The following is a 13,724-nucleotide window of genomic DNA, read 5'->3' as shown; positions in this document are numbered from 1 at the left end:
TGATGTTTAAAGTCACCTATTCAACATCCCATATTTAACATCCATAGCATGGTTACAGGAGATCGAGAGATGAACGCGATAAGCAAATGGATAAGCCTCACGCTGCTGTTCGGGCCGCTCAGTAGTGCGTATGCCATGACACCGTTAGAGCAAGTGCAGGCCGATTGGGCCAAATGTCGATATCAAACCCCTAGTGTCGATCAGCAAGTCAACTGTTATGAACAAACCATTGCCGAGACTCAATTAGCGCTGACTCGCGACAGCAATAATCCTGAGCTGAAAGTGTGGTTGGCGATCAATCAGTCCTCATTGGCTAGCCTTAGCAGTGGGCTTGGCGCACTATCGTTAGTCAAAGAAGCCAAAAGCTTATTAGAACAGGTGATCGCACAAGCTCCCAATACTTTAGAAGGTTCGGCTTTCACCAGTTTAGGTATTTTGTACTATAAAGTGCCGGGCTGGCCGCTATCATTTGGGGATACCGATCAGGCGGAACAATTATTAAAGCAAGCGTTGGCGATTAATCCGATCGGAATTGATGCTAACTATTTTTACGGCGATTTTCTGATCCAGCAGGGGCGTGAAGTAGAAGCCAAACGTTATCTACAACAAGCACAGCAAGCCCCAGCGAGACCTAATCGAGCGGTGGCTGATGCGGGTCGCCAACAAGAAATTGCGCAGCTGTTAGCCAGTCTAAAATAATGTTAGTCAGCCAGAAATAACCTATGCGTTTATTATTGGTGGAAGATGACACGCTACTCGGCGAATCGATGCAGGCCGCGTTAAGCCGCCAAGGGTATACCGTGGATTGGCTATTGCGCGGAGCTGGTGTCGCCAGCACATTGAAAACCGAGCAATTCATTGCCGTTATATTGGATCTCACCCTGCCGGATATGGATGGCTTAGACGTGCTGCGCCAGATCCGGCGTGCGGGTTACTCATTGCCGGTGATGATCCTCACTGCTCGTGATGATATTCGCGACCGAGTCAAAGGCTTAGATAGTGGTGCGGATGAGTACATCGGTAAGCCTTTTGCGTTGGAAGAGTTGCTCGCCCGTTTACGGGTGATCATTCGCCGCAGCACTGGCAACGCGGAGGAGTTGATCTCAGTTGCTGGGCTTAGTCTGTCGCTCTCCAAGCAAGAGATTTACTATGCACAGCAGGCGCTAAAATTAACCCGCAATGAATATAAAATTTTAGCCAGCTTAATTACCCAAGCTGGGCGAGTACTGAGCAAGGAGCAGTTGCAACAGGCGTTACATGGATGGGATGAAGCCAGCAGCGATAACGTTGTGGAAGTGCACATCCATAATCTGCGTAAAAAATTACCAGAACATGTGATTAAAAACCTGCGTGGTGTGGGGTATATGATTGAAAAATAAACGCGTATTTTCAATTAAACGCCGCCTTACCTTGACATCAGTGCTGATGAGTCTTGGGCTGATGCTGGTTTCGCTCGGTTTGAGCTATTTTAATGCACGGCATGAAGTCGCAGAGGTATATGACGCCAGTCTTGGACAATCGGCTAAGTTACTGCTGATGGCCACCGCAGATCCCGCCAGTCCATTGCTTGATCATCAGCAGCGTGAATATTTTGATTTATGGATGCAGCATATTCAGCGCTTAGCTAAAGCCGATGACGACATTGCCACCCTGTTTGGTCATCCTTATGAGCAATACCTACTGTTTCAGTTTTATCGTGATGGCCAGCTATTGTTTAGCTCCGATATTCATCTGCCCGCTTTGAGTAAAGGGCGTGATTCGATAGGGTTTGCCGACCTTTGGTTAGACGGGACTCGCTGGCGCTCTTTTCAACTGAGCCATCCGATTGAAGATCATAGTAAAGCGTATGTTTTAGTTGCAGAAAAACAGAGTATTCGTGATGAAGCGATAAATCAGATTGCCTTGTCGACAGCACTGCCACAACTGATGCTAATTGTTTGCTTAATTGGCGTACTCATGCTGCTGATTGAGCGTAGTTTTCAGCCGATTCAAGATCTCAAATCGGCGTTGGCACTGCGTAGTGCGCATAAACTGGACCGAATTTATGTTGAGCAGCCAACGCTCGAACTCGCCCCTTTAGTTGAAACCCTCAATCAACTGCTCGGTGAATTAGAGTTAGCTTGGCAGCGAGAGCAGCGTTTTACCCGTATGGCGGCTCATGAGCTGAAAACTCCATTAACGGTGCTGAAACTGAATGCGGAAAATGCGTTATCCAGTACGAGCCCTGAGCAACTTAAGCAGGATTTACAGCGTATTTTAAAAGGCATTCAACGCACGGATAGATTGATCCAGCAACTATTGATGCTGGCTAAAGTGGAAAGTAGCACTAACTTGGTCAAACAGTCGGTTGATTTAAGTCGAGTGATTAAGCAAATAATGAGTGACTTAGCTCCGATGGCATTTAAACAGCAGCAACAACTCAGTTTTAGTGGAACCACGCTCTGGGTATGGGGCGATGAACTGTTACTCGGAATGTTGTTTAAAAACCTGCTCGACAATGCGATCCGCTATTCGGGTCCAGCTAGCCAGATTGAGGTATTACTCTCTCAGCAACAGGAGGTAATCGAAGTTGCGGTTAGCGACAGCGGGCCACCCATCGATGATGTGACCCGTGACAAAATCTTTGAAAACTTTTATCGGGCCAACCCACAAAAAGGCGATGGTGCCGGGCTTGGGATGTCGATTTGCCGCGATATTGCTGCGGCGCATCATGGGCAAGTGATACTGTTGCCACGAGCTGAAGGGCATAATCAGTTTGTGGTGCGCTTTGCTGAAGGTCAGCATTTACAGTGTAAACCACACACCCAACACCCTTGATCAAACGTCGGGCTCGATCAAGGGCGTGGGTGTTGAAGCGTGGTATGGTTTATCGGGTGATATGGTTTACACTGCGATATGGCTTACAAGGTGATCACCCGATGGCAATTTTTCTCCAGTGCCACTGGTTCGTGGCTGATCAGAACCAAAGCACAGCCAATCTCTTGGGTTAATTCTATAATCAACTGCAAGGTGCTGGCGGCGGTGATCGGATCAAGTCGTGAGGTCGGTTCATCGGCGACCAATATTTTCGGCTTAGCGAGTAATGCGCGCAAAATATTAAAGCGTTGTAACTCACCGCCAGACACTTGATCGGCCTTACGGGATAACAAATCAGGTGACAGTTTTAAGCGCTGCAATAAGTACGGGATTTGCTTGTGATCCACACGATGGCGTTGGCAAACATCATCCAATAAGGTGCGTAAGCTAACACTTTTGGTGACGGCACTCGGCGGATCTTGATACAGTTTGAGCGCTTTGCCCGCCGGGATTGAGGCTAAGCGATGTACCGCGCCTTCGCTGGGGTTGAAGAGCCCAAGTAATAGGTCGGCAAGGGTGGATTTTCCACAGCCGCTGTCGCCACTAATGCCAAGAATTTCCCCCGCATGCAGAGTGAAGTTGAGTGAATCAAATAAGCGTTTATCCCCACGCTGCATACCAAGCTTTTCGACCCTCAGCAATGGTTCGCCAACGGGTATCAATCGCGTGTTTGGCCAGTGTCTTGGGTCGGAATTAATCAATGCTTTGGTGTAATCCGATTGCGGATGGTTTAATACTTGATGCGCAGGCCCTTGTTCTTGGATCACCCCTTTACGCATTACCATGATCGTCCCGCCCAGTTTTTCTGCCACTTCGATATCATGGGTAATGGTGAGTAACGCGCCTTGAGTCAACTGAGCTTGTAGCAGAGCGATGATTTGATCGCGGCGGCTGGCATCTAAGCCTTTGGTCGGTTCATCAGCGATCAGAATCGGCGCTGCGGTCTGTGTGGCACATAAATAGGCGACTCGTTGCGCCATTCCACCGGAAAGCTGGTGAGGGTATTTACGCTGATCGCCCTCTAATTCGAGGTGTTGAAAGGCCTCGGCGGTTAGTTTTTCATAGCTGGTTCGATTGCCCATGACCAGTTGATGCACTTCTGAAACTTGTTCGCCAGCGGGCATGATCGGATCTAACGCGAGCCAAGGCTCTTGCGGCAGTACCGCCAGTTGTTTACCCCATAGCGCTTCACGTTGTGCTGGTGTACGCTGATGCTGATATTGATCAAATAACCGGATCTGACCTTGGCCGTTGAGCTCTGCCGGTAGATTGCCGATGATCGCATTGGCGAGCAAACTTTTACCCGATCCCGTTTCACCTAAAATCGTTAGCGCTTGATGGCGGTGTAAATCAAACGATAAGCTTTCGACTAACGTCGCTTGCCGATGAGTGATGGAAAGCTGTTGTACAGAGAGAAGCGCCGTCACGAGATTTTTCCTTTTGCCAGCAGTTGAAAACTTAAAACCAAAATAAACACCACTACAATCGGTTGGGCGAGCACCCAAGGTGCTTGGTGATAATAGCGAAACAGTTCGACCATCATCATGCCTAATTCGGCTTGTGGCGGCTTAAGCCCAACGTAAAGAAAGCCGATCGAAGCGAGCGCTAAAATGGCATTACCAGCGCCAAAGCAGCCCAGAGTAAAGAGATCTTCACGCAGTTCTGGCCACAGATGACGGCGAAATAAATACCAAGCGTTGAAACCATACAAGCGTGAGGCTTGGATTTGTGACTGCTGCAATAAAGTCAGGGTTTTACTGCGTACCACTCGGAAATATTCGACCCACAGCATTAACGCGATGGCGAGATAGATCATGAAAAAAGAGCCGGGCAAAATTGCCCCAAACAGCAATACCAAAATTAAGCCGGGCATGGCCAGCAGCACATTGAGCAACCAAGCAAAGCTTCTGTCCCACCAGCCGCCTTTCCATGCCGCAATGATGCCAGTGATTAAGCCGAGTGAAGCAGAGCTCACTACACAGGCGATCGCCATGCTGAGTGAGGTGGTGATCGCCGAGCTTAAACGGGCAAAATTACTGCGCCCATAATGATCGGTGCCCAATGGCTCTTGCCAAGTGGGCGTAGCCAACGCTTGCTGCAAATCTTGTTTGGCCGGATCACCCTGGTAAACGAGCTGTTCAATGCACACCAAACTGAGCAGAAGCAGCAGTAGTCCAAGGCCGAGCCATTGTGATTTTGATAGGTGAAGCTTCATTTTTTGGCCTCTGCGAGTGAATGGTGTAAATGTAAGCGCGGATCTAACGCGTATTGTGTTAAATCGACCAAGGTATTGAGTGCGACAAACAGTAATCCCATCAACAGAGCACAGCCTTGGATCATCGGAATATCACGCTGAAAAATTGCATGAGATAAGGCATGACCGACCCCCGGCCAAGAGAACAGCGATTCAATCATCACAATGCCTTCGACTAAACTCACCGCTTGAATGCCGACAAAGGCGATCACCGGCAGTGCGATATTACGCTGTGCATGGCGCTGAAAAGCTTGCTGCGGATCTAAGCCTTTTAAACGCGCAAAAGCATAGTAAGGTGAGCGCAGCACTTGGGCGGTTGAGTTGCGGATGATGCGACTCGACATCGCCGCCATCCCCAAAGCTAAAGCGAGCGCTGGCAAAACCAGAAACTTGGGCTGACCAAAACCTGCCACAGGTAACCAATTGAGCTGTAAAGCGAATAAGATCACTAGCCCTAAGCCGATCAAGAAAATCGGCTGCGCTTTAATAATAATTGAGATCAGCAGGGCGAAATGATCCGCCCATTGCTGAGTGCGTTTACCACAATACACGCCAATTGGGATCGCGATCAGCAGCGAAACCAGTGTTGCCGCTCCAGCCAGTAGCAAGCTATGGCCGATGTTATGGGTCAGCGCATCGATGACTGGCTGATTACTGATCAACGAATTCCCCAAATTGAGATGCAGTAAATCCCATAACCACTGTAAATAAAGTTGCCACGCCGAGCGATCCAAGCCTAGTTCACTGTGTACCGCTAATGCCGCTTGGGCATTGACATAATCGTAGCCATAACGCCCGGCGGCGATTCGATAAGCCACATCGCCGGGGATCAAGCGCATTAAGATAAAGGTGAGAGTACCTACGGACCAAGCCACCAATAGGGCTTGGTAAAAACGGTGTAAAAGTATTTTAGTCATGGAAACTCATCTGTGCGACGCGGTAGTTAATTTCAAAGGGATCGAAAGAGAAACCACGCACACGTTTATTCACAGCGACAATCTCACGATAATCAGTGACGGGGATAAGTGGCATCTCGTCAGCCAGTAATTGGGCAGCTTGTGTCACCAACTGTTGGTAGCGTGTGTTATCTGGCTCGATGGTCAGTTCAGCCAGCAATTGGCTAAATCGTGCAGATGACCAATTGGTTGGTCCCCAATCCGACCCTTGGTGGGTCGCGAAATCGTTCAGCAGTAAAGGCAAGGGATCGGCGATGATGCCGAAATTGCGTGCAATCAGCGCCATTTGTAAGCTGCCATCATGGTGTTTAGCCGGGATCGCGCTGGAATTATCCACCGAAATATTGACTTGAATGCCTACCTCTTTGAGCTGTGCTTGCAGTGCCGTGGCAATCAGAGGCAGTTCTGGTCGATCGGCGTAAGTCAGCAGTTGAATTTCAAACCGTTGTCCCTCCCGTTCGAGTAAACCTTGCGGATTCAGCGTCCAACCTTGTTTGGCCAGCAGCGCTTGTGCACTGGCCAGATCACGCTGCGGTGGGGTGTGCTGAGTTAAATGCCACGCTTGCAGAGCGGACGAGAATAATTGGTATGCCTCTGAATCGGGCAAATTCAGTACCGATTGCGCAATACCTTGACGATCAATGGCTAAACTGATTGCTTGCCGTACATCCGCGTGATTGATCAGTGGATGCTGATTATTGAGCTTGATCAGTACCGTACGCGGCATCGATTCAAGATAAAGATCGAGATTTTTGCTCTGTTGCAGCGCAGGGATGCTGATCGGATCGAGGCTGTAGACCAGATCCGCTTGCCCTGTTTGGGCTAATAACGCTCGGCTTTCTGAGCGGTGCCCAGTTAAGTAGTTGACGTTCTCGATACTGGCAGGCAGGCCCCAATAATCGGTAAAGCGAGTCACGCTGGCTTTATGCGGTGCTTGTAACTGGGCGATTTGATAAGGCCCTGTACCAGCAAGCTGAATGATGTTACCGCTGGCATCATAAGAGCTCGCTGCCGCGATGGCTAATGAGTAGTGAGCCAGCATCGCAGGCAGCGGGCGATATACGCTATTTAACTCAATAATCAGCTGATCATCTTGTGCGCGGATAGTTTTGATCGGCGCTTGTTGAATGATGCCGGGTTTATTCAGTGCATGGCTCAGTGATGTGGCGACCGCAGAGGCAGAGAGTAAGCTGCCATCATGAAATCGTACAGCTGGGCGCACATCAAAGCGCCATACTAAGCCATCTTCACTGACGCTCCAACGGGTGGCTAGCAAAGGATAGGGTTGCGAGTTTTGATTGATACCGACTAAAGCTTCCACCACTTGCAGGCGTGAAAATAGGTAGCCATCTTTAACCAAATCTTGACTGTTGAACTCAAAAGGGCCGGAGAGTTCCAGCGTTGTTGAGCCTGAATCATGGTGGGTAAACCATAATCCTACTCCGCCTAGCAGCAAAATTAGACTGAGCAACCTCAGTGTATTCATGCAAATATCCTCAATCAAATAAAATGTTATAACATAACAATTAAACATGAGAATAAAAATCATGTCTATATAAACCTTTTGGTCATCGGCAATTATTTGCGGGCAATCGATGGCATGAAGGATGGGGATGACAGCAAACTTAGCCGGCTTGGCAATCCGTGATCGGGCAATCTTTGATCTTCGCTAGGTGTCAGATCGGGCGGTGTTTTTCTTTCGATTTAAGTCACTGTGAGGGGGTGACATAGTGACCTAAGCCTGACTTTGCAGGCTGAACAGTTTGTAGATCGGCTTTGTTCTTATACACTTAAAGCATGAAGGTCCGCTGCTGTAAAAGATAAGTGTTATGTGGAAAGATATTCTGGAATTCACGCCCGATCGCAAACAAATCGTCGCCAAATTGGCGGCACAATCAATGGCAAAAGAGTTCGACCGTAGTGAATTGCCAGTGGCTTTAGCCCAAATCGCTGCTGGAAAATTGTTTGTATGTGAGGAGGCGGTCACTCGGTTTATCAATGCTGCTAAACAAGCCCAAGGTACCGCTTTTGAAGGGGTAGTGATTGCGGAAGTTCGCAATGCAACGGTGCGTGTGGTGCTGGGCGAAAATGATATGTTGGCCAGTATGCAGGTTACAGGAGCATACGGCGGTCGCGGTTTGCGTGGTAATGAGTTAGTACATGCTCTAGCGCAAGCTAAAGTGCTGAAAGGCATTAACAAACTGGCGCTAAAAAAAGTGTTATTGGTCAGCAACCAATTAGTGCCGGGTGATGAATTTATTCAACCTGTGGCGCGAGGCAAAGCGCCAATCCAAGGTCGTGATAGTCAATTTGTGCCTTTAGTGGAAGATGTGGCTAAGCGTATTTTGCGCCCCCAGCAAAAAGCGGGTGAAAACAAACTGGATATGCGCAATCTTGGTGCCACCATCACGGTGAGTGAAAACGATCCGGTGATGCGCCGTTTGCCCGCGACCCAAGGTGAAATAGGCTACACAGTTCAAGGCAAACTGATTCAACCTCAGCCTGGCAAAGAGTTCCCGCTGGTGGCTGGCAAAGGGACACATATCTCGCCGACCGATCCTAATCTATTACTCGCCAGTCAAGCGGGAATGCCGCTGATCAAAAAAAATACCATTGAAGTTGATAGCGCGCTTTGCTTAAACCACGTTAGTGTGGCGACGGGGCATATCCGTTTTAAAGGGAATATCATGATTGCCGGTGATATTGAACCTGGCATGATTGTGCGGGCGACGGGCTCGATCAAAGTGGGTGGTTTTATTGAATCGGCCAATGTTCAGGCACAAGGTGATATTGAGGTCGGTAAAGGTATTATTGGGCGTATGGTCACCGATGATAGCGAGCGCAGTTGCATTGTCAAAGCGGGGGCCAACATTCGCGCCAATTACGCACAATATGTCGAGCTGCAAGCGGCAGATTCAATTCATATCAGCGTGCATAGTATTGGTAATATTATCCGATGTGGTAATGATTTAACCGTGCTCGACCGCAAAATGACCCAAGGTACATTAAGTGCCGGTAGCGCGAAAGTGGGTGGTAAAATCCTGTGTTTTAATCTTGGGGTTGAGGGTGATACCGCGACACATGTTGAGGCGTTTGCTCGCTACCAAACCTATAAAGATCGGCTCAACCAACATAAAGAGCTGTACAAACAAGCGCAAGATACCACGATGGCGTTGGTTCGGCGTGAAATCGAGCTGAAAAAACGCCCTAAAAATGAGCGTAGCGATGAAGAAACACAACAGCTTGAGCAGAGTAAGGCGCAAGCGTCCAGTCAGATGGAAAAAATTAAACTCGCGTTAGATACGCTAAATGAAGAGTTTGATCGGCAGTTACAGGAAAACACGGTAGAAGCGAAAAATAAAACCTTTACCCATGTCACCATTCAATTTGGTGATGAGAAAGTATTGACCAAACGTGAGCATGGCGCCTCGATTTTTAGCTTTAATCAGCGCGAGATTAAATTATCGTCACGCTTAGAAGCGGAAGATATCGGTATTTAATCTCGCCTCGCTAGGTGTGCGGTTGAACACTAATTTTCGCTGGGTGTCGTTTCCCGCGTGATGATCTGACACTATCGCTGAACAGCGAACCGTTGCTTAATTAGCTTCCATTATTACACCACCCGCACATTTCCTTGGCGTAGTTCGTTAAGCACTTCATGCTTTGGACCATCAGCAATAATTCCCCCTTTTTCCATCACAATCACACGATCGACCACATCCAGCATCGAAGTTTTATGGGTGATCAGGATCAGCGTTTCGCTCGGCTTTAGTTGGCTGAGCTGCTGTTTAATGTGCATTTCTGAGCGGTTGTCCATTGCGCTGGTCGGTTCATCCATCAGTAGCACCGGTGGTCGGCCGAGTAGGGCTCGCGCAATCGAAACGGTTTGCCGTTGGCCACCCGAGAGCTGCATACCGCCTTCCCCAACTTGGCGCTCTAGACCAGCGGGATCTTGTTGAGTAAATACTGTGACCCCAGCTCGGTTGGCGGCATCCATCACCTCACGATCATCGGCGAGTGGGCGACCGAGGGTAATATTGTCGCGAATCGAGCCGTAAAACAGGACGCTGTCTTGTGGGACGCAACCAATATTGCGCCGAATATCGATATGGTGCAGTTGGGCAATATTGGTATCATCGATGCGCACATGACCTTCCGTTGGTTTATAAAGTCCCATGATCAGTCGCTCAAGGGTGGTTTTGCCGGAGCCAATTCGACCAATAATCGCGACTTTTTCTCCTGGATTGATGGTTAGGCTGAGGTCACGTACGGAAGCGATAGGGGAATTGGGATAATGAAAAGTGACCCGATCGAGTTCAATTTTGCCTTGAATGATTGGGCGATGAATATAACGTTTACCTTGCTCTTGCTCATCCGGCATTGCCATTATCTGCTCAATGATGGTCATCGATGATTTGGCTTGGTTGTAGCGCGTCGAAAGCAGCGAAAGTTGTACCAGCGGGCCGGTGGCTCGACCACTGAGCATGGTGGTGGCAATCAATCCGCCCATGGTTAAGTCACCATTGGAAATCAGGTAGACCCCAACAATGATCATGCCAATATTCGCCGCTTGCTGAATAAATCCTGCGGTGTTTTGAATGCTATCGGTAATGCGACGACTTTTAATATTCCAGTTGGCCATATGTGCCACCGCTTCTTCCCAGCGGTATTGGAACTGTCCTTGTGCGCCAAACAGTTTCACTGTTTCTAAGCCAGTTAAGCTTTCAATCAGATTGGCGTATTTTTGTGAGGCAAGCTTGGAACCTTCTTCTATCGCGCGTCTTAATCGGGCTTGCATCAGTAGTGAATAAACCACCAACATCAGCACACCAATAATTGGCACCCAGACCAGATGTCCGGCCATTAAGCCGATCAACAGCAAAAATAGCAGTGCAAAGGGTAAATCAATCAGTGCTGAGATGGTGGCAGAGGTAAAAAATTCGCGAATTGATTCAAATTCTTGCAAATGACGTGCAAAAGCTCCCACCGAAGGGGGACGAGCCTCCATGCGAATGCCCATCACTTTGCTAAACAGCTTGGAAGAAATCAGGATGTCAGATTTTTTGCCTGCCACATCAATGAAGTAGTTGCGCAGCATTTTGAAGATGAAGTCGAACAGAAAGATCACTAAAATTCCGCTGGAAAGTACCCACAGAGTTTCAAAGGCTAAGTTGGGGATCACTTTGTCATACACAATACGTGAAAACATCGGCGCGGCAATTGCAAATAGATTGATTAGGATTGAGGCAATCAACACATCCCGATAGATGTGTTTGGATTGATAAATGGTACTCCAGAACCAATGACCCTCATTCGACTTGAGTATTTCGGGTGAACGTTCATCAAAACGAAACTGCTTTTTGACCATAAAGTAGCGGCCAATATAGCGTTGTTGGAGATCACTTATCGAATAAGCGACGGGCACCATGCCCGATTCTGCGGTGACGATTTCCGCTTCTTGGGTGGCTTGATTAATGCTGTTGAGTACGCAAGCTTCACCGCCTTTGAGCAGCAAGACTACCGGAAAAACTAATTGGGGGATGGCCGCTAATGCGGCGCGGTTTTCTTTAGCGATCAGCCCGGCTCTTTCTGCGGAACGAGGAAAAAGAAAAGGCGTGAGTCTACCTTCTGTCAACGGTAGGCCATTGATCAGCGCTTCAGGCGAATTGGCTAGCCCATAATAACGGCTTACGTACAGCAGCGAATTGAGTAACGTATCTTGCATGCCTTTGACCTTGGTTATTTATTAACAATAAAGCCTTGAAAGACTTCAATAAAATGTTCTGAGAGAAAATCGAGCTGAGTCTGGGTTTCAACCCGTGATGCAATGGTCGTGATGCCTAAGTTATGTGCAGTACGGGAGATGGAGGTTAGGGTGAAGGTTTGCCGTTCATCATCCAAATGGTGGGTGAAAAGGTAATCAAGCTTGACGTATTTGGGGCGAAACTCATTGATATAGTCCAGAGACTGGAAGTGACGCCCGTAGTTATCGACGCCAAAATCGGCTCCTGCGCTGCGTACTGCGTGACAAAATAGAGCTGTGTAATGTGGCTGATGAATAAAACAGTTCTCTGGGATCTCGAAATGCAGCCAACTGGCAACGGCTGCGTGTTTGGCGAGGATTTGGCTTATCCAGCGAATAAAACTCGCTTGAGAGAGACTGCCTTGAGCGATGTTGATGGCTAACGGTTCAGTCTGCTCGCCTTGTTCTAGTACCGTGATCACTTTTTCAATGATGTATTGATCAAATAAGTGACTGATATGCAGCTGTTCAAGCGCAAATAGGAATTGGTTGGCTGGGTAGCGTACCCCATCTTTCTCAAACGCAGAGAACACTTCGCGATGAAAGGTTTGTCCCCAACTGTTGTTGGCAGCTTGAAAGCGTAGCGTGAAGCCATCGTTATGCATTGCTTCTTCGACCAGCGTTTTCCACTGCTGTTTGCCCCAAATGACTTTATCGGTATCACTATTAATGAAGCCATATTTCAATTCGGGGTTCGCTTTCGCTTTCGCCAGTGCATTATCCAATAAAGAGAGTAATAGCGTGTTAGACGATTGACGCTTGTTACTGACCACGACACCCAGCGCAAGATGGGTTTTACCCAATCCAGTGGGATCGGGATTAATGTTTTCGATACAGCTGATCATGCTATCGGCGACAATTTTGAGTTCACTGTGATCCATATTGGGCATGATGATCCCAAACTCATAGGTTGAGATGCGGGCCAGTAAGATATCTTTGGTGGTGATCGAGTTTTTCAGGCGATCCGCCAGTTCTCGTATCATGCCATCACTCGCTTGGTAGCCTTTTGTCTCATGCAACTCTTGGATAAACTCGGCTTGCAAAATAGCCACGCCACCCACACCACTTTCGGTCAGCCAATTGCTTAATTGACTCATATAATAAGCGCGGTTACCTAATTGGGAGATCGGATCAAGATAAGCCCGTTCACGCAGTTGCTGTGCCTCTTTGGCTTGCGATTTAAAGGCGTTTTCGACCTGTTCAGACATCTTATTAATACCGTCAACCACTGAAATCAAATCTTGTGTATTAGGGCGCGGCAGCGGTGCACCAAATTGATTGTTAGCGACCAGTTCCATCTTGTTGACGATCAGTTGTAGTGGTCGCAAAGCGCGTTTTAATAGCCAAGCGACCGCTAACATCCCCAGCATTAACATTGCAACAAAAGCAGTGCATAGGTCGAGCAAAGCATCCCATAGTTGAGCATAGGCTGGCCCCGGGTGGCTAACGATTTCGACTTCCGCCAATTGCATCCAACCGCTTGTGACCACGCGCCGATCGTGAATCGGTGCAAATAAAGGCAGTTGAGTAAACCAGTTCGGAACGGTATTTGGCTGAAGCGGGTAGCTGCGCAGGATCTCATGGCCATCATCAAGGAAGATCAATCTCACCACGGAATAGCTACTGCCATCAAACAGTGCATTGATCACCGACTCGACGGCAACGGTGTCCTTTTGCTGCAAATAAGGAGCCAAAGCTAAGCCCACGGTATTGATGGTATTATTGACGTCAGAGCGTTGTTGTTGCTCAAGGCTGTTACGGGTGGTGTTGAATTGGATGCTGAAAACCGCAATCAACAACAAAATAAACACCGCGATCATCCCGGCGACAAGTTGTTTGTATAGCGTCATAGTGC

At 48.3% G+C, this 13,724-nt stretch carries 10 protein-coding genes; 4 read left to right on the top strand and 6 right to left on the bottom strand.

Annotated elements, in window-relative coordinates; genetic code table 11:
* The first annotated feature begins 69 nt into the window (after positions 1-69).
* From G7083_RS12705 to G7083_RS12695, 3 genes are all read left to right on the top strand, one after another.
* Positions 70-699, top strand: coding sequence for a tetratricopeptide repeat protein (locus G7083_RS12705; protein ID WP_166015210.1), 630 nt, complete (start codon positions 70-72; stop codon positions 697-699).
* A gap of 23 nt (positions 700-722) precedes the next feature.
* Positions 723-1,379 carry a response regulator gene (locus G7083_RS12700; RefSeq protein WP_166015209.1) on the top strand — a complete coding sequence of 219 codons (657 nt, stop codon included), beginning with the start codon at positions 723-725 and terminating at the stop codon, positions 1,377-1,379.
* Positions 1,380-1,440: 61 nt separating this feature from the next.
* Positions 1,441-2,817, top strand: coding sequence for an ATP-binding protein (locus tag G7083_RS12695; protein ID WP_166015516.1), 1,377 nt, complete (start codon positions 1,441-1,443; stop codon positions 2,815-2,817).
* 83 nt (positions 2,818-2,900) lie between these two features.
* On the opposite strand, the gene G7083_RS12690 is transcribed toward G7083_RS12695, so the two are convergent.
* The 4 genes from G7083_RS12690 to G7083_RS12675 are packed head-to-tail and all read right to left on the bottom strand — an operon-like array spanning position 2,901 to position 7,552.
* On the bottom strand, positions 2,901-4,283 hold the full coding sequence (locus G7083_RS12690; RefSeq protein ID WP_166015208.1) for an ATP-binding cassette domain-containing protein: 1,383 nt from the start codon (positions 4,281-4,283) through the stop codon (positions 2,901-2,903).
* Positions 4,280-5,071 carry an ABC transporter permease gene (locus G7083_RS12685; RefSeq protein WP_166015207.1) on the bottom strand — a complete coding sequence of 264 codons (792 nt, stop codon included), beginning with the start codon at positions 5,069-5,071 and terminating at the stop codon, positions 4,280-4,282. The genes G7083_RS12690 and G7083_RS12685 overlap by 4 nt, the downstream gene beginning before the upstream one ends.
* Positions 5,068-6,027, bottom strand: a complete 960-nt coding sequence (locus tag G7083_RS12680; protein WP_166015206.1) for an ABC transporter permease — start codon at positions 6,025-6,027, stop codon at positions 5,068-5,070. Before G7083_RS12680 ends, G7083_RS12685 begins: the two co-directional genes overlap by 4 nt.
* Positions 6,020-7,552 carry an ABC transporter substrate-binding protein gene (locus tag G7083_RS12675; protein WP_166015205.1) on the bottom strand — a complete coding sequence of 511 codons (1,533 nt, stop codon included), beginning with the start codon at positions 7,550-7,552 and terminating at the stop codon, positions 6,020-6,022. Before G7083_RS12675 ends, G7083_RS12680 begins: the two co-directional genes overlap by 8 nt.
* 343 nt (positions 7,553-7,895) lie before the next feature.
* Here G7083_RS12675 and G7083_RS12670 point away from each other — a divergent pair, with 343 nt between their 5' ends.
* Positions 7,896-9,566 (top strand): DUF342 domain-containing protein, encoded by a 1,671-nt coding sequence (locus G7083_RS12670; protein WP_166015204.1) that lies wholly within the window; start codon positions 7,896-7,898, stop codon positions 9,564-9,566.
* A gap of 113 nt (positions 9,567-9,679) precedes the next feature.
* Here G7083_RS12670 and G7083_RS12665 read toward each other — a convergent pair whose 3' ends face one another.
* Both G7083_RS12665 and G7083_RS12660 read right to left on the bottom strand, forming a co-directional pair.
* Positions 9,680-11,791 carry a type I secretion system permease/ATPase gene (locus G7083_RS12665; RefSeq protein ID WP_166015203.1) on the bottom strand — a complete coding sequence of 704 codons (2,112 nt, stop codon included), beginning with the start codon at positions 11,789-11,791 and terminating at the stop codon, positions 9,680-9,682.
* A gap of 14 nt (positions 11,792-11,805) precedes the next feature.
* Positions 11,806-13,719: an EAL domain-containing protein gene (locus tag G7083_RS12660; RefSeq protein ID WP_166015202.1), complete on the bottom strand. Its 1,914-nt coding sequence runs from the start codon at positions 13,717-13,719 to the stop codon at positions 11,806-11,808.
* Positions 13,720-13,724 lie beyond the last annotated feature (5 nt).

Origin of the sequence: Vibrio sp. HDW18, from assembly GCF_011306175.1 — a bacterium.
GTDB lineage: Bacteria > Pseudomonadota > Gammaproteobacteria > Enterobacterales > Vibrionaceae > Vibrio > Vibrio chanodichtyis.
Note: the sequence above shows the minus strand (reverse complement) of the source record. Positions and strands in the feature narration are given on the sequence as shown.